This window comes from Acrocarpospora phusangensis (genome assembly GCF_016862995.1).
Classification (GTDB): domain Bacteria; phylum Actinomycetota; class Actinomycetes; order Streptosporangiales; family Streptosporangiaceae; genus Acrocarpospora; species Acrocarpospora phusangensis.
On sequence record NZ_BOOA01000054.1, the window covers coordinates 43374 to 58608 of the forward strand.

The 15235-nt window shown below is 70.3% G+C and carries 15 protein-coding genes; 11 read left to right on the top strand and 4 right to left on the bottom strand.

Annotated elements, in window-relative coordinates; translation table 11 throughout:
* Positions 1-3 precede the first annotated feature (3 nt).
* The 5 genes from Aph01nite_RS28215 to Aph01nite_RS28235 all read left to right on the top strand — a co-directional run bounded on the left by Aph01nite_RS28215 (position 4) and on the right by Aph01nite_RS28235 (position 2932).
* Positions 4-1293 (top strand): ABC transporter substrate-binding protein, encoded by a 1290-nt coding sequence (locus tag Aph01nite_RS28215; RefSeq protein WP_204044040.1) that lies wholly within the window; start codon positions 4-6, stop codon positions 1291-1293.
* 95 nt (positions 1294-1388) lie between these two features.
* A complete protein-coding gene (locus Aph01nite_RS28220) occupies positions 1389-1742 on the top strand; it encodes a DUF8711 family protein (RefSeq protein WP_239162037.1) in 354 nt (117 codons plus the stop codon).
* A gap of 37 nt (positions 1743-1779) precedes the next feature.
* Positions 1780-2115 (top strand): YidH family protein, encoded by a 336-nt coding sequence (locus Aph01nite_RS28225; RefSeq protein ID WP_204044042.1) that lies wholly within the window; start codon positions 1780-1782, stop codon positions 2113-2115.
* A 10-nt stretch (positions 2116-2125) separates the two neighbouring features.
* Positions 2126-2452 carry a DUF202 domain-containing protein gene (locus Aph01nite_RS28230; protein ID WP_204044043.1) on the top strand — a complete coding sequence of 109 codons (327 nt, stop codon included), beginning with the start codon at positions 2126-2128 and terminating at the stop codon, positions 2450-2452.
* 75 nt (positions 2453-2527) lie between these two features.
* Positions 2528-2932, top strand: coding sequence for a DUF8711 family protein (locus Aph01nite_RS28235; RefSeq protein ID WP_204044044.1), 405 nt, complete (start codon positions 2528-2530; stop codon positions 2930-2932).
* A gap of 31 nt (positions 2933-2963) precedes the next feature.
* Here the strand turns inward: Aph01nite_RS28235 and Aph01nite_RS28240 are convergent, their stop codons facing one another.
* Positions 2964-4079 carry a ferritin-like domain-containing protein gene (locus Aph01nite_RS28240; RefSeq protein ID WP_204044045.1) on the bottom strand — a complete coding sequence of 372 codons (1116 nt, stop codon included), beginning with the start codon at positions 4077-4079 and terminating at the stop codon, positions 2964-2966.
* A 72-nt stretch (positions 4080-4151) separates the two neighbouring features.
* On the opposite strand from Aph01nite_RS28240, the gene Aph01nite_RS28245 reads away from it, so the two are divergent.
* Entirely contained in the window at positions 4152-4787 is a 636-nt protein-coding gene (locus Aph01nite_RS28245; protein WP_204044046.1) for a TetR/AcrR family transcriptional regulator, read from the top strand.
* A gap of 49 nt (positions 4788-4836) precedes the next feature.
* On the opposite strand, the gene Aph01nite_RS41710 is transcribed toward Aph01nite_RS28245, so the two are convergent.
* The gene (locus Aph01nite_RS41710; protein WP_239162038.1) at positions 4837-5340 is read right to left on the bottom strand and encodes an aggregation-promoting factor C-terminal-like domain-containing protein; all 504 of its coding nucleotides are present in this window, start codon (positions 5338-5340) and stop codon (positions 4837-4839) included.
* Positions 5341-5732: 392 nt separating this feature from the next.
* Here Aph01nite_RS41710 and Aph01nite_RS28255 point away from each other — a divergent pair, with 392 nt between their 5' ends.
* The 3 genes from Aph01nite_RS28255 to Aph01nite_RS28265 all read left to right on the top strand — a co-directional run bounded on the left by Aph01nite_RS28255 (position 5733) and on the right by Aph01nite_RS28265 (position 9249).
* Positions 5733-6200 (top strand): glutathione peroxidase, encoded by a 468-nt coding sequence (locus Aph01nite_RS28255; RefSeq protein WP_204044047.1) that lies wholly within the window; start codon positions 5733-5735, stop codon positions 6198-6200.
* Between the two features lie 195 nt (positions 6201-6395).
* Complete coding sequence (locus tag Aph01nite_RS28260; protein WP_204044048.1) at positions 6396-7418, top strand: hypothetical protein; 1023 nt, start codon at positions 6396-6398, stop codon at positions 7416-7418.
* A 16-nt stretch (positions 7419-7434) separates the two neighbouring features.
* A complete protein-coding gene (locus Aph01nite_RS28265) occupies positions 7435-9249 on the top strand; it encodes a DUF4012 domain-containing protein (RefSeq protein WP_204044049.1) in 1815 nt (604 codons plus the stop codon).
* Here Aph01nite_RS28265 and Aph01nite_RS28270 read toward each other — a convergent pair.
* Entirely contained in the window at positions 9221-10225 is a 1005-nt protein-coding gene (locus Aph01nite_RS28270; protein WP_204044050.1) for a LacI family DNA-binding transcriptional regulator, read from the bottom strand. The two genes, Aph01nite_RS28265 and Aph01nite_RS28270, sit on opposite strands and share 29 nt — an antisense overlap.
* Positions 10226-10428: 203 nt before the next feature.
* On the opposite strand from Aph01nite_RS28270, the gene Aph01nite_RS28275 reads away from it, so the two are divergent.
* Positions 10429-11652 (top strand): ABC transporter ATP-binding protein, encoded by a 1224-nt coding sequence (locus tag Aph01nite_RS28275; protein ID WP_204044051.1) that lies wholly within the window; start codon positions 10429-10431, stop codon positions 11650-11652.
* Positions 11653-11788: 136 nt separating this feature from the next.
* On the opposite strand, the gene Aph01nite_RS28280 is transcribed toward Aph01nite_RS28275, so the two are convergent.
* Positions 11789-13006, bottom strand: coding sequence for an ROK family protein (locus Aph01nite_RS28280; protein ID WP_239162039.1), 1218 nt, complete (start codon positions 13004-13006; stop codon positions 11789-11791).
* A gap of 303 nt (positions 13007-13309) precedes the next feature.
* Here Aph01nite_RS28280 and Aph01nite_RS28285 point away from each other — a divergent pair.
* Positions 13310-15235, top strand: a 1926-nt coding sequence (locus Aph01nite_RS28285; RefSeq protein WP_204044053.1) for a ThuA domain-containing protein, incomplete at its 3' end; no start/stop codon positions are given.

Consider the following 15235-nt stretch of genomic DNA (forward strand, 5'->3'; position numbering starts at 1 on the left):
GACATGAATAGGAATATCGTCATCGTGGTGGCGGCGGTGCTGCTGCTGTCCTCGTGTGGGGTCGTCCGGGGGAACGAGGAGGAGCAGGCCACCGGCGGCCCGCTCGCGGCGGGCGTCACCCGCGAGCCCTGCCCGAAGGCCGTCGACCAGGCCAAGGGCTGCATCTACCTGGGCACGATCTCCGACCTGACGGCCGGTCCCTTCGCGGCCCAGGCCGTACCGATCACCAAGGCGCAGTCGGTCTTCTGGGCGCGCGTCAACAAGGCCGGCGGCGTCGGCGGCAAGTACGAGGTGGACGTGGACACCTACGTCCGCGACAACAAGTACAACCCGGAGACGCACCGGCAGGTCTACAACGAGATCAAGGACAAGGTGCTGGGCATCGTGCAGACGCTCGGCTCGCCGACCACGGCCGCGATCCTGGACGACCTCAAGGCCAACAGCATCGTGGCCGCCCCCGCCTCGTGGACCTCGGCCTGGGAGTTCGAGGACGTGATCCTGGAGAGCGGCGCGCCGTACTGCATCGAGGCCATGAACGCGGTGGACTACGCGGTGGAGACGTACCAGCCGGACTCGGTCATGGCCGTGTACTACCCGGGCGACTACGGCGCCGACGCCGCCGCGGGCGCGAAGATCGCGGCCGAGAAGAACGGCGTGAAGTTCACCGCGGTCGAGACGCCGTCCGGGGCCACCGCGCAGGGCGGCGCGATCACCGCGATCACCAAGGAGAAGCCGGACGTGGTGATCGTCACCACCGGTCCGGCCGACCTGGCCGCGATCGTCGGGCAGAGCGCCGCCGCCGGGTTCGAGGGCCGGTTCATCGGCACCGGGCCGACCTGGAACGTGGCGCTGGTGCAGAGCCCGGCCGGGCCGGCGCTCAAGGCGCTCTACGAGCAGTCCGCCCCCGGCATGCCCTGGGCCGCCGACACCCCGGGACACCAGGCGATGCGGGAGGCGCTGGGCAGCGTGACGCCCAACGACGGGTACACCTCGGGCTGGGCATGGGCGTACCCGATGAAGGCCGCGCTGGAGAAGATGGTGGCGGGCGGGGACATCAGCCGGGCCGGGCTGCTGGCCGCCGTCAAGTCGCTGACCACGGTGGACTACGAGGGCATGCTGCCGCCGGAGGCCGGGAACTACTCCGGCGACCCCAACTCGGCGGTGTTCCGGCAGACCCTGATCAACAAGGTGGACGAGGCCGCCCCGACCGGCGTCACCACCACCAAGGGTTTCTACACCGGACCCACCGCCCAGGCGTACACGCTGGACGGACCCTGCTTCACCAAGCTGTGAACACGTGCGGCGGGTCCTTTCGCAGGGCCCGCCGCCGCCGGGATCCGTGCATTAGAGTCGCGGGCATGCGACTTCTCCCCGTAATTACTCTTTCGATGGCAGCGGTTCTGGTCACGGGATGTGGCGCGATCGAAGAGGTGTCCGGAGCCGCCCAGAAGACCCAGCAGTGCATCGAGGCCGCCGGCATCGTCACCGAGACAGTGTCCAAGATCACCAGCCTGGCGAGCGATCCCGCCGCGGTGGAGAAGGCCCTCAACGAGGGCGCGAACAAGCTGACCACGCTGGCCGACGACGCGGCCAACACCTCCCTCAAGGAGGCCGCCGACGGCGTGGCCGCCAAGCTCGACGGATACAACGTGCAGGACGCCAACGACGCGGTGGACGCGCTGCAGAAGATCGCCACCGACTCGGTCGCGTGGGTGGAGACGCTCACGAAGGCGTGCGCCTGAATCCCTAGGGGAAATGCGGTGAAATATCCTATTTTTCATGGAAGGGAACGAGCCCGATCCCCGCTTCACGCTCGCCAATGAACGCACGTTTCTGACGTGGCTGAGCACCTCGCTCGCGCTGTGCGCGGGCGGGGTCGCCATGGCCGCCCTGCCGGAGAACCTCTTCGTGCCCTGGGTGCGCACGCTCCTGGCGGTGGTCCTGGTCGCGCTCGCCGCGTTCGCGGCCCTGCTCGCCTATCCCCGCTGGCGCCAGGTGCAGCGCGCCCTGCGCCGCGCGGAGCCCCTGCCGCCGCCCCGCCTCGCCCCGATCTTCGGGTACGGCGTCGCTCTGGTCGCCCTCCTCGCCCTGGTGCTGATCGTCGTCAGCGCATGATCGTCAGCGCATGATTCCGGGCGCCGGGCTGCAGAGCGAGCGCACCCGCCTGGCCTGGGTCCGCACCGCCGCCGCGCTGGCCACCATCGGCCTGGGCGCGGGCGGCGCCGCCCTCCGGCACGGCGGGGGGCCGGTCACCGGGGCCTTCTTCCTGGCGGCCGCGCTGGCCGGCGCGGTGCTGCTGGCCAGGACCGGCCTCCGGTACCAGCGGGTGCAGCGGGCGCTCAGGGACGGGCTGCCGCTGCGCGACAGCTTCGACGCCGTACTCGCCTGGGCGGGCACCCTCGCGGTGATCGCCGGTTCGCTCTCCTTCGTGCTCGGCAGGGCGCTCTTCTGAATATTTCAGGCCCTGTCCTGGGCGGATGCGCCGCGGACGTGTCGGTTCCGGCGGGCGTCGCTAGGGTTTCCCGTCATGCGTACCCTCCCGCCGGCCCTTCCGGCGCTCCTGCTGGCCCTGCTGCTCGCGGGCTGCAGCACGCCGGTCACCGGGCCGCCGGCCGCCGCTCCCTCGGCGCCCCGCACCGACCTGCCCGCGGAGTGCTCGGAGGTGCCGATGCTCATCGGCGCGAAGCTGACGGAGTTCAGTTCGCTGGCCGGCAAGGCCAAGGAGCTGAAGACCAGCATCGGCGCGGCGGCCACCGACGTCGAGGCGAAGGCCGCGACCATCGGCGACGCCACCGTCAAGCAGGCCGTGCAGGACTACGCCGGAGAGCTGAAGAAGATCGAGGTGACCGGCTCGACTGCCGTGGACGCCGCCCAGATCGCGATCAAGGGCGGCACCGACACCATGCAGAAGGTCGCCGACGCCTGCGCCTGACGTGCGCGGGGGACGCCACCGGGGTGTCGCGTCAATCGGCTGAGGCCATCTCGATGGTCTCGGCGACCTCCCGGTGGCGTTCGGCCTCCTCCTCGGCGAACCGGAGGGCGTCCAGCTTCTCGGCGATCTCCTCGTCCTGCCGCATCAGCGTGTCCAGGTTCTGCCCGGCCATGTCCAGCACGCCCATGTCCAGGTACGCCTGCTGGAGCCGCGGGCTCCACAGCCCGATGTCCTTCACGCACGGCACGATCCGGCTGAACAGCAGCGACCGGAACATCTGCAGGTAGCGGGACTCGTCCACGCACCGCATCGCCTCGTCGGTCTCCGCCCTGGACAGGCCCTGCGCCTCCCACTGCTCCCGGCCGCGCAGCCGGTCCCGCATCAGCCAGCAGCCCTCGATGACGAAGTCCTCCCGCTCCCGCCGCTCGGCGTCGGTCAGGCCGCGGTAGTAGTCCCGCAGCGCCATCCGGCCGAAGGCGACGTGCCTGGCCTCGTCCTGCATCACGTACGCGAGGATCTGCTTGGGCAGCGGCTTGGTGGTGATGTCGCGCATCACCCCGAACGCGGCCAGCGCGAGCCCTTCGATCAGCACCTGCATGCCCAGGTACGGCATGTCCCACCGCGAGTCGGTGAGCGTGGCGTCCAGCAGCGACTTCAGGTGCTCGTTGATCGGGTAGGCCATGCCCACCTTCTCCTGGAGGAACCGGGCGTAGGTCTCGGCGTGCCGGGCCTCGTCCATGGTCTGGGTGGCCGCGTAGAACTTGGAGTCCAGGTCCGGGACCGACTCCACGATCCGGGCCGAGCAGATCATCGCGCCCTGCTCACCGTGGAGGAACTGGGAGAACTGCCAGGCCGCGCCGTGCAGCCTGACGTCCTTCCTGGCCTTCTCGTCCATCCTGTGCCAGAGCGGCGAGTCGTAGATGGCGATCGTCTCGTCGGGGATGCCGAGCACGTCGTACGGGTCGACCTCGAGCCCCCAGTCGATCCGCTTCGCCGAGTCCCACTGCTTGTCCTTGCCCTTCTGGTAGAGGGCCAGCATGCGGTCCCGCCCGTCGTCGTACTCCCAGGTGAAGCGGGCGTGCCCGGCCATGCCCACGTTCCACGTGGAGAGTTCGGCGGGGATGGTGTAGAGCTCGTGAGTCGACACGGCGACCTCCTACACGTACGGCGTACGTACGACAGTGGCACGTACGGTGTACGTCGGTCAATACTAGGAACCGTGCCACCGCTCACCCGCGCCAGGATCGTCGCCGCCGCCATCGAGTTGATCGAGCGGGAGGGCGCGGACGCGGTGTCCATGCGCCGGATCGCGGCCGAGCTCGGCGTGGGCGTGATGTCCCTCTACAACCACGTGCCGAACAAGTCCGCCCTGCTGGACGGCGTGGCCGAGGCGGTGCTCTCGGAGATCGAGTTCACCGACGACCCGGCCGCGCACTGGACCGAGCGGGTCCGCGTGCAGGCGCGCACGTTCCGGCAGATCGCCCACCACTACCCGCGCTCCACCATGGTGGTGGTCAGCCGCCAGCTCGCCTCCACGGCCGGCATGCTCCCGGTGGAGCGGGCGCTGGCGACGCTGCGCGGCGCGGGCTTCGACGGCCGGGAGGCGGTGCAGATCTTCCGGGTCTTCATCGCGTACGTGGTGGGCTCGCTGCTCCGGGAGGTCGGCGTGACGCCCGGCTTCGCGCCGGTCCACCGCGGCGACATCCGGGTCGCGGACGTGGACGTCCAGCTCTTCCCCGAGATCGGGGCGCTCTCCCCGCACCTGCTGTCCTGCGATCACGACGCCGAGTTCGACTTCGGCCTGGACCTGCTGATCGAGGCGATCGCCGTACGCAAGCAGAACGCCCGGGGCTGATCACCCCGGGCGTTCCACCGAAGAGGCACCCCTTCCCCTGGGTTCTCTTCTAATACCAATTGTGCGACCTAAAGTGTCCCCACGCACCACATGGTGACCCATATCGACCCTTGATGTATTTCAGGCCCCAGCGGATCTGGGTCTGCGGGTTGATCCGCCAGTCCCCGCCCATCCGGGCCATCTTGTCCCCGGGCAGCGCCTGCGGAATGCCGTACGCGCCCGACCAGCGGTTGTACGCCCGGTGATTCCAGTTGCTCTCCCTGGTCCACAGGCTGTCCAGGCATTGGAACTGCTCGCCCGACCAGAACTTCCTGCTGACCAGCCGCGAGGCGAAGGCCTTGCTGCGGACCTTCGTCGAGGCCGGGTTGGCGAGCCGCTTGGCGGCCATCCGGGCGGTGGTCCGCCAGGTGCCCTGGTGGATCTGCCACTTGCCGAGGTGCAGGTCCCCGGCTCTTCCGGCCTTGCTCTCCGCCAAGGCCGGAGCCGAACCGAGAGCCGCCACGGCGAGCACGGCCGCGGCTGTGGTGGTGCGCATGGCGCGCTGTCTGTCCAAGACGCTCCTTGTCTCCGGGTCGCGTGCGGAGCCGGGCGCGTGGATGCGCCCGGACGCGGTCCGCGCCCATGGCGTGGGCGGGGTCCGTCCGCTCGGCCGTGTGCCGGGCTCCCTGGCTTCCCGGCGGCTCCGCGACGTGTCCATAGCGCGGATTGAAGTACGCCGACCCGGCCTGCCGCGCTGACATCGACACGCTACGGAGAGATGTTTGCCGATCACCCGCCGAACACCGCACGTCTCGCGGGGCGGAGCTGACCCGGCCCGAAGACGATCATGCCTGCGGCTGCCCCGGAGATGGCGCGCCCGTGGGGTTTGAGATCCGGGCCCGGGGATGAGCACGGGACACGCCTCCGGAATCGGAGACCGAATCATGTTCTGGGTAGAGTCGCCTTATGAGCATCCTTGACATTCCTGTGACCACGCTCGCCGGTGCGCCCACCACGCTCGGCGAGCTGCTCGGCGGCAAGGCCGCCCTGGTCGTCAACGTCGCCTCGCGCTGCGGCCTCACCCCGCAGTACGCCGGCCTGGTCCAGCTCCAGAGCAACTACGGCGAGCGCGGCTTCACCGTCGTCGGCGTGCCGTGCAACCAGTTCTTCGGCCAGGAGCCCGGCTCGGCGGAGGAGATCCAGGAGTTCTGCTCCACCACCTACGGCGTGGACTTCCCGCTGCTGGCCAAGACCGACGTCAACGGCGAGGAGCGCCACCCGCTCTACCGCGAGCTGATCGGCGAGGGCGCCGACATCCAGTGGAACTTCGAGAAGTTCCTGGTGAACGGCTCCGGCGAGGTCGTCGCGCGGTTCGCGCCCAAGGTCCAGCCGGACGACCCGGAGCTGGTCTCGGCCCTGGAGAAGACCATCTGATCCCGGTCAACAAAAGGTGATCTTTCTCTGAAGTGGGCGCGTCCGCACGGATTCGCGCCGTGATGTCACCGTGGAATAGGGCCATGTGACCCGAATGCGGGGCTCAGCACATCTGGCGCCGGGGAGTCGGACATGGCCGCACAAAATAAGATCACCCTTCTGCTCGGGGCAGCCTTTGGCCTTGCCCTGAGCGGAATGACCATTAACGTCGCACACGCGAACAGCGCGTCGGCGGTTCCTACTAGCACCGGGTACCTCGCGGCGGCGATCGCCGCGCCGTACCCGCCCACGCCGCCGCCTGGCGACGTGAACAACTTCGGCGAGGGGTACTCGGACGGCTTCGCCGCCGGGTACGCCGCGGGCTTCGCGATCGGCGACGCCATCGGGCAGACGACCGGCGACGCCGCGCCCAACCCGCCCGCCGCTCCGGTGGGCTGGGCCACCGCCTACCGGGACGGCTGGGTTCTCGGCTGGGCGGCAGGCTACCGGAAGGGTTACCTGGACGGGTCGCGGATGCACCTGCCGTACCCGGTCGTCACCACCACGGCGCCCTGTAACCACCAGTGGAAGTGCAAGAAGAAGGTGCACGGCAACTACGGGGGCAACAACCACGGGGGCAACCACGAGACCAGCAACGACGTGGACATCCGCGTGAACAACGACCAGCGTCAGGACAACGATCAGCGCCAGTTCAACGACCAGCGCTTCAACGATCGTTTCCGTGGCAACGTGGTTCGCGGGAGCACGGTGTTCCACCAGGACCAGGGCGACAGCGGCGAGATCGGTGACCGTGGCCAGTCCGGTGACCGTGGCCAGCTCGGGGACCGCGGTCAGATCGGGGACCGCGGCGACCGCGGCGGCCACCGTGACCACGCCGACCGTGGGGACTTCGGTCACTTCGAGTTCGGCGACCACCGCGACCACGGGCACCACGGTCACCACGACGACAGCGACCACGGTCACCGCTGGTCGCACCAGGACATGAGGGAGTTCGGCAACCTGCTCGACGCCGGCGACTTCGCCGACCCGGGTGACCTCGGCGGCATGTTCGGCCGTCGTGGCCACGCCGTCGGCGCGGGCGGCGGCGGGGCTGCCACCCTGCCGTGGACCGGCGCGCCGGTCGGCGCCGTGGCCGCGGTCGGCGGTGGCCTGCTCGCCATCGGCCTCACCGGCACCCTGATCGCGGTCCGCCGTCGTCGCGCGGGCGCGGCCGAGTAGCCAGAGCCGAGTAACAGTGGACAAGCGCCGCCTCCTGGCGGGTCTCGCGCTCATCGGCGTGCTGCCCGCCATGGCCGTCGGGTGGTCGGCCTACCTGGTCCTGACCACCTGGCACCACCTCTCCGCGACCCGATCGGCCCTGGCCGAGGCACAGGGCGATCTGTCGTCGGCGTTGTCCGCCGCCCGGTCCAGCACCGGGCGCGCGGGCCCGCCGGAAACCGGGAAGCCGCTGCTGAACTCCCTGCCCGACTTCGTCATCGCGTTGACGCAGGCACGGGAGCACGCGGCGGCGGCCCGGCGGTTCACCGGCGGCGCGGACTGGGACCTGCTGTCCCGGCTCCCGCTGCTGGGGGAGGAGGCGGTGGCTGTCCGCGGCATCGCGCGGGCGGCCGACGAGCTCACCGCCGCGCTCGACGAACTCAGGTCCGTCGTCGCGGTGCTGCGCACGCCGGTCGCCGGCGGGATGCCCGGCCTGACCGGGCTGCTGGCCAAGCTCGCCGACGCCGGTCTGGCCGACTCGGTGCAGCGGGCGCGGCTCCGGCTCGCCCGGGCGCGCGCCGAGCTGATCGTCGTGCCGGGGGACACCGGGACCGGCACCATCGACGTCGCGCGGGCGACCGCGCTCAAGGAGATCGACCGGCTGCGCGGCTGGGTGGACAAACTAGCCCAGATCGTCGTGTTGCCCTCGTTGTTCGGCCGGGAGGAGCCCACCCGCTACTTCCTGGCCTTCCAGACCAACGCCGAGGCCCGCGGCACGGGCGGGCTGGTGGGGGCGTTCGGCATCCTGTCCGCCGGCGGCGGGAAGTTCCGGATCAGGCACCTGGCCGCGAACACCGGCCTGGAGAACGCCACCACGTCCGTGGTCGACCACGGACCCGCGTTCCTGTCCCGCTACGGGCCGAGCGCGACCCAGCTGCTCTCCAACTCCAACCTCTCGCCGCACTTCCCGTACGCGGCGCGGACGTGGACCCGGCTCTGGGAACGGCAGACCGGCAGCCGCCTGGACGGCGCCATCGCGACCGACCCGGTCGGCCTGGCCCGGCTGCTCGCCCTCGTCGGGGCGGTCACGCTGCCCGGCGGCGAGCAGGTCACGGCCGCCAACGTCGTCGACCTGACCGAGCGCGCGGCCTACGCCCGCTACCAGGACCCGGTCGAACGCAAACGTTTCCTCGTCACCATCGCCCGCTCGGTCGGCGCGGCGCTGACCGAACGCCTGCCCGGCCCCGCGGCCCTGCCGGTCTTCTTCCAGCTGGTCGAGGAGGGCAGGCTGCGCGTCTGGAGCCGGCACGAACGCGACCAGGCCAGACTCGCCGTGACCGCGCTGGGCGGGGCGCTGCCCACCGGGCGGGGGCCGTACGCGGGCCTGGTGGTCAACAACTCGGGCGGCACCAAGCTCGACTACTACCTGGACCGGGAGCTCCACTACGACCTCGGCGTCCGCGAGGGCGACTGGCGGCGCAGCCGGATCCGGCTCCGCCTGACCAACGGCGTGCCCGAGGGCGACCTCCCCAAGTACGTGACCTACCGGATGGACCGGCCGCACGACCAGCCCGCCATCGGCACGAACCGGCTCTGGATCTCCCTGTACGCCCCCGTCGGCGCCAGCCTCCAGGCGGCCAGGATCGACGGCAAGCCCACCAGCATGATCCTTGAGACGGAACGGCTCCACCCCGTCTACTCCAAGCTGGTGGAACTCGGGCCGCGGCGGAGCGTGTCCATTGAGCTGGACCTGCGCGAGCCGTACAGCGCGGCGAAGCCGTACGTTCCGGTTCAGCCGCTGGTGCGGCCGCAGCGCACCACCGTCACCTGCGCGGGCCGCAGCTGCCCCTGACGATCAGCTGGGTGGGCAGGGTCACCGTGCGCGGGCGGCGGCCCTGGCGCATCACCAGCTCGGCCGCGCGGTAGCCGATGTCCTGCGCCGGCTGGGCGACCACCGTGAGCGGGGGAGCGCAGAGCTCGGCCCACGGCACGTCGTCGAACATGACCAGGGAAAGATCGCGCGGGATGCGCACGTCCAGTTCCCTGGCGGCCAGCACCGCCGCCTCGCCCAGCATGTTGTCGCCGGTCAGCACGGCCGTGACGTCGGGCCGCCGCTGGAGCAGCCCGGCCGCCGCCGCGTACGCGGAGTCCCGGCTGGCCCGCGCGGGCACCACCAGTTCCTCGTCCAGCGCGTCCCCGACGGCGTCGCGGAAGGCCTGCATACGGTGCGACTGGCCGTGCCGGGCCAGGAAGCCGATCTTGCGGTGGCCGAGGCCGGTCAGGTACTCCACGGCCGTACGGACCCCGGCGCGGTCGTCGGCGAGCACGGCGGGCACCTCGGCCAGCACCCGCTGCTGGCCGGGGGCGCGCCACACCCGCCGGTCGGCGAAGACCACGCTCAGCCCGGCCCGGAGCGCGGGCGCCCACATCTCGCCGTCCCCGGAGGGCACCGCGACCACCCGGTCCATGCTCTGCTCCAGCAGCGAGCCGACCAGGTCGGCCTCCTGCTCGGGGTCGTCGCCGGTGACGCCGATGGTGACCGGCTCGCCGTACGAGCGGGCGCAGGAGAGCACCCCGTCGGCCAGGCGTGCGTAGAAGTTGTCCGTGATGTCCGGCACCAGCAGCGCGATCCCGCCGCTGCGCTGCTGCCGCAGGTTCCGGCCCAGCGCGCTCGGCCGGTAGTCCAGCTTGGTCGCCGCGTCCAGCACCCGCTCCCGCGTCTCCGCGCTCGCCGAGCCGCCGGACAGCACCCGCGACACGGTCGCGACGCCCACCCCGGCCAGCTCGGCCACATCCTTGATCGTGGTACGGCGCTGCGGACTGCTCATGGAAACGATTCCATCAAAGTTCCATCGTCACCGCCAGTCTCGATCCGATAACGGGAATGTCATGACAGGCGCAAACTAAGGGAATCGCTTGACAGTCATGTCCGGTTCGGGTGAGATGCATGAAAACGTATCCACTTTTCCCCTAGTGGAGACCGGCGACGGGGGATTCCGTGCCGGTCCTCGGGCAGCGTTTAAGGACTGGCATGGCATCCATCGTTCTGAGCAACGTCGACAAGATCTACGCGGGTGGGGTCAAGGCCGTGAACGGCCTGAACCTGGAGATCAAGGACGGCGAGTTCATGGTTCTCGTCGGCCCGTCGGGCTGTGGCAAGTCCACCGCCCTCCGGATGATCGCCGGCCTCGAGGACATCAGCGGCGGCGAGATCGCCATCGGCGACCGGGTCGTCAACCACCTGCCGCCGAAGGACCGGGACATCGCCATGGTGTTCCAGAACTACGCGCTCTACCCGCACATGACGGTCGAGGAGAACCTCGCCTTCGGTCTCAAGCTCCGCAAGATGCCCAAGGCCGAGATCGCCAAGCGCGTCAACGAGGCCGCCAAGATGCTCGGCCTGGAGCAGTACCTCAAGCGCAAGCCGGCCGCGCTCTCCGGCGGTCAGCGCCAGCGTGTCGCCATGGGCCGCGCCATCGTCCGCGAGCCGCAGGCCTTCCTCATGGACGAGCCGCTCTCCAACCTGGACGCCAAGCTCCGCGTCTCCATGCGCGCCTCCCTCAACCAGCTGCACGAGCGCCTCGGCGTCACCACCGTGTACGTCACCCACGACCAGGTCGAGGCCATGACCCTCGGCGACCGCGTCTGCGTGCTGCGCGACGGCCTGCTCCAGCAGGTCGACACCCCGCAGAACCTGTTCGACAACCCGGTCAACCTGTTCGTCGCCGGCTTCATGGGCTCCCCGTCCATGAACTTCGTCACCGCCGAGATGGTCCGCGACGCGAACGGCGCCGCCGTGGCCTTCGCCGGCTACAAGCTGCCGGTCCCCGACTCCACCTTCGCCGAGAAGCCCGGCCTCGACCGGTACATCGGCAAGCGCATCATCCTCGGCATCCGCCCCTCCGACTTCGAGGACTCGGTCGCCGCCAACGGCAGCGCCTCCGGCTGGGTGCGCCTGCCGGTCCGCGCCAACGTCACCGAGGAGCTGGGCTCCGAGATCAACGTGCTCTTCACCATCGACGCGCCGCCGGTCGAGCACAAGGACACGGTCGCCGCCGCCCACGACGGTGACGAGGACGAGGCCGCCGCGCTGCCGCTGACCGGCGACAAGTCCCTCTGGACCGCCCGCGTCAACGCCCGCAGCCACGTCCGCCCCGGCCAGAACATCGAGCTCGTCGTGGACACCCACAACCTCCACTTCTTCGACGTCGAGTCGGGCCTGTCCATCGGCCACGAAGCCAACGTCGGCCGCTGAGAACGTCCGCCCCCCGTCGGTCAACGGCGGGGGGCGGCCACCAACCGGCCTCCCCGGCAGCCTCCACCTCAGAACGAACCCTCGCCGTCTCCCCCCTCCGACGGCGAGGGTTCTGTGCTTTCCTTCCCGGGCGCCCTCAGGACGAGTAGACGTGGTCGCTGACGAGCCGGGCCGCCCCCACGACCCCCGCGGTGTCGCCCAGCTCCGACAGCACGATGGGCAGGTTCCCGGTCGCCAGCGGCAGCGACCGGCGGTACACGACGCTCCTGATCTCGGCGAGCAGGACGTGGCCCAGCCGGGCCACCCCGCCCGTGATGATCACGAGTCCCGGGTTGAAGAAGCTGACCAGCCCCGCCAGGATCTGGCCCACGTGCCGCCCGCCGTCCCGGATGAGCTGGATCGCCGCCGGGTCGCCCTGGGTGGCGGCGACGGCGACGTCCTCGGCCGACAGCGTCCCCGCGGCGGCCAGCCGTCCCCCCAGGTACGGCGACGCCCCCGACCGCGCCGCGTCCCGCGCCTGCCGGGCCAGCGCGCCGCCGCCGAAGTACGCCTCCAGGCAGCCGGTGTTGCCGCACGCGCACACCGGGCCCTGCTCGTCCACCCGGATGTGGCCGATGTCGCCGGCGCTGCCCGAGACGCCCCGGTAGATCTTGCCGTCCACGACGATGCCGCAGCCGATCCCGGTGCCGATCTTGACGAGCAGGAAGTCGTCGACCTGGCGCGCCACCCCGGCGTGCAGTTCGCCGAGCGCCATGATGTTCACGTCGTTGTCCACCACGGCCGGGCAGCCCAGCTCCTGGCTGAGGGTGTCGCGCATCGGGTACCGGTCCCAGCCGGGCATGATCGGCGGGAGGACCGGGATGCCTTCGGCGAAGCTGACCGGGCCGGGGATGCCCACGCCGGCGCCGTGGAGATGGGTGAAGAGCCCTGGTTCGCGGAGTTTCCCGGTGAGGGCCAGCACGCGTTCGAACACGTGGGCCGGGCCGAGCCTGATGTCGCAGGGCTCGTTGACGTGGCCGAGGACGGTCAGCTCGCCGTCGGTGACGGCCACGTCGATCGAGGTCGCGCCGATGTGGATGCCCGCGAAGCGGGTGTCGCGCGAGAGCCGTACCAGATCGGAACGGCGGCCGCCGCGGGAGGCGGCGAGGCCGTCGAGCTCGGCCAGGCGCAGGTCGAGGATCCGGTCCAGTTCGGCGTTGAGCTTCGAGCGGGACATGCGCCACGGGTTGGGCGACCCCGCGGGGGCGCCCGGATCAGCCGTGAGGTCCGCGAGCGCGGCCCGTGACCGGGGTCCGTCCCGGAGAAGTTGGAGCAGCGCCGCCTGGTACGGATTCTCCGGCCGGTTCGTCGTCACCACCACCTTTTGATGCGGCTGGGCCCGCGACTTTCGTTTGATTGGACGAAAGTTTAGTTAAGACGACCGTAACATCTAGACACTCTCTGCGAAACGATCTAGTCTGCGGAGCATAAAAGAACCACATTAGACACATCCGTGTCATAGCTGGCAATCATCTGCCGGCCCCTCCCAGAGCCTGGAGTCGGCACCTCCAGTCCCTGCGGCACCAGTCCCTGCGGCACCGACCCCCGGTAACACCAGTGGCACCAGCGCGGCGGCGCGCGCTTGCCTGACGTACTCCCAGTCAGGAAAGGGACATCCATGTCACCACGTTCTCGAACGTGGGCCAGGTTCGCGAAGATCCTGCCATCCCCCCGAAAGTTCTCCCTGCGCCGTACGGCGGTGGCCACGGCCGCCGCCCTCGTGCTGCCCCTGATACCCGTCCTCACCCTCCTGCCGGCCCAGGCGAACGCCGCCGCGGCCGCGGACCCCGAGTTCAAGGTGCTGGTCTTCTCCAAGACCACCGGCTTCCGGCACGACTCCATCCCGGACGGCATCGCGGCCATCCAGAAGCTCGGCACCGAGAACAACTTCGCGGTCGACGCGACCGAGAACAGCGCCCTGTTCACCGACGCCAACCTGGCGCAGTACTCGGCCGTGGTCTTCATGTCCACCACCGGCGACCCGCTGAGCTCGCAGGCCGAACGGGACGCCTTCCAGCGCTACATCCAGGCCGGCGGCGGCTTCGCCGGCGTGCACGCCGCCTCCGACGGCGGCTACAACTGGGAGTGGTACGGCAAGCTCGTCGGCGGCTACTTCAAGGCCCACCCGGCCACCCAGCAGGCCACCGTCAAGGTCGAGGACCCCGCCCACCCCTCCACGGCGCACCTGCCCACCTCGTGGACCCGGGTCGACGAGTGGTACGACTTCCAGACCAACCCGCGCGCCACCACGCACGTCCTGGCCTCGCTGGACGAGAAGTCCTACACCGGCGGCACGATGGGGATCGACCACCCCATCACGTGGTGTCAGGACTACGACGGCGGACGCTCCTGGTACACCGGCCTCGGCCACACCAAGGAGAGCTTCACCGAGCCGAACTTCGTGAAGATGCTGCTGGGCGGCATCCGGACCGCCGCCGGCGTGGAGAAGGCCGACTGCGCCGCCTCGCAGAGCGGCAGCTTCGAGAAGGTCACGCTCGACGACAACACCTCCAACCCGATGATGCTGGACGTCGCCAAGGACGGGCGGGTCTTCTACGCCGACCGCCTGGGCGACCTGAAGATCATCAAGCCGACGGGCGCGACGGTCACCGCCGCGCGCTTCAACGTGTTCACCGCCAACGAGAGCGGCCTGATGGGCCTGGCCCTGGACACGGACTTCGACACCAACGGCTGGCTGTACGTCTTCTACTCGCCCTCGGGCGCCAACGCCGACCGGCTGAGCCGGTTCACCGTCGTGGGCGACACGCTCGACATGGCGAGCGAGAAGGTCGTCCTCAACGTGCCGACCCAGCGCGCCGAGTGCTGCCACCACGGCGGCGGCCTGGTGCTGGACCACAAGACCGGCGACCTGTGGCTGGCCACCGGTGACAACACCAACCCGTTCGCCTCGGACGGCTACACGCCGATCGACGAGCAGGCGGGCCGCGCCTCCTGGGACGCGCAGCGCACCGCCGGCAGCACCAACGACCTGAGCGGCAAGATCCTGCGCATCACCCCGCAGGACGACGCCACCTACACCATCCCCGCGGGCAACCTCTTCGCGCCCGGGACGGAGAAGACCCGGCCCGAGATCTACGCGATGGGCTTCCGCAACCCGTTCCGGATGGGCCTGGACGCCAAGACCGGCCTGCTCATGGTGGCCGACTACGGTCCCGACGCTGGCGCCACGAACCCCAGCCGGGGTCCGCTGGGCACCGTGGAGTGGAACCTGGTCAGCAAGCCGGGCAACTACGGCTGGCCGTACTGCGTGGGCAACAACACGCCGTACATCGACTACGACTTCGCGACGAAGGTGTCCGGGTCGGCGTTCAACTGCGCCGCGCCGGTCAACAACTCGCCGAACAACACCGGTCTGACCAACATCCCGGCCGCCATCCCGGCGACCATCCACTACACCGGTGGCACCAACCCGAACAGCTTCCCCGAGCTCAACGGCGGCGCGCCGATGGCCGGTCCGGTCTACCGCTTCGACGCGGCGCTGGAGTCGGCCGTGAAGTGGCCGGCGTACTGGGACGGCAAGGCG

Bases quoted from the DNA above. Each gene is read 5' to 3' on its own strand.
- Aph01nite_RS28215 (WP_204044040.1), top strand. From the start codon at position 4: ATGAATAGGAATATCGTCATCGTGGTGGCGGCGGTGCTGCTGCTGTCC.
- Aph01nite_RS28220 (WP_239162037.1), top strand. From the start codon at position 1,389: ATGGCAGCGGTTCTGGTCACGGGATGTGGCGCGATCGAAGAGGTGTCC.
- Aph01nite_RS28225 (WP_204044042.1), top strand. From the start codon at position 1,780: ATGGAAGGGAACGAGCCCGATCCCCGCTTCACGCTCGCCAATGAACGC.
- Aph01nite_RS28230 (WP_204044043.1), top strand. From the start codon at position 2,126: ATGATTCCGGGCGCCGGGCTGCAGAGCGAGCGCACCCGCCTGGCCTGG.
- Aph01nite_RS28235 (WP_204044044.1), top strand. From the start codon at position 2,528: ATGCGTACCCTCCCGCCGGCCCTTCCGGCGCTCCTGCTGGCCCTGCTG.
- Aph01nite_RS28255 (WP_204044047.1), top strand. From the start codon at position 5,733: ATGAGCATCCTTGACATTCCTGTGACCACGCTCGCCGGTGCGCCCACC.
- Aph01nite_RS28260 (WP_204044048.1), top strand. From the start codon at position 6,396: ATGACCATTAACGTCGCACACGCGAACAGCGCGTCGGCGGTTCCTACT.
- Aph01nite_RS28270 (WP_204044050.1), bottom strand. From the start codon at position 10,225: ATGAGCAGTCCGCAGCGCCGTACCACGATCAAGGATGTGGCCGAGCTG.
- Aph01nite_RS28275 (WP_204044051.1), top strand. From the start codon at position 10,429: ATGGCATCCATCGTTCTGAGCAACGTCGACAAGATCTACGCGGGTGGG.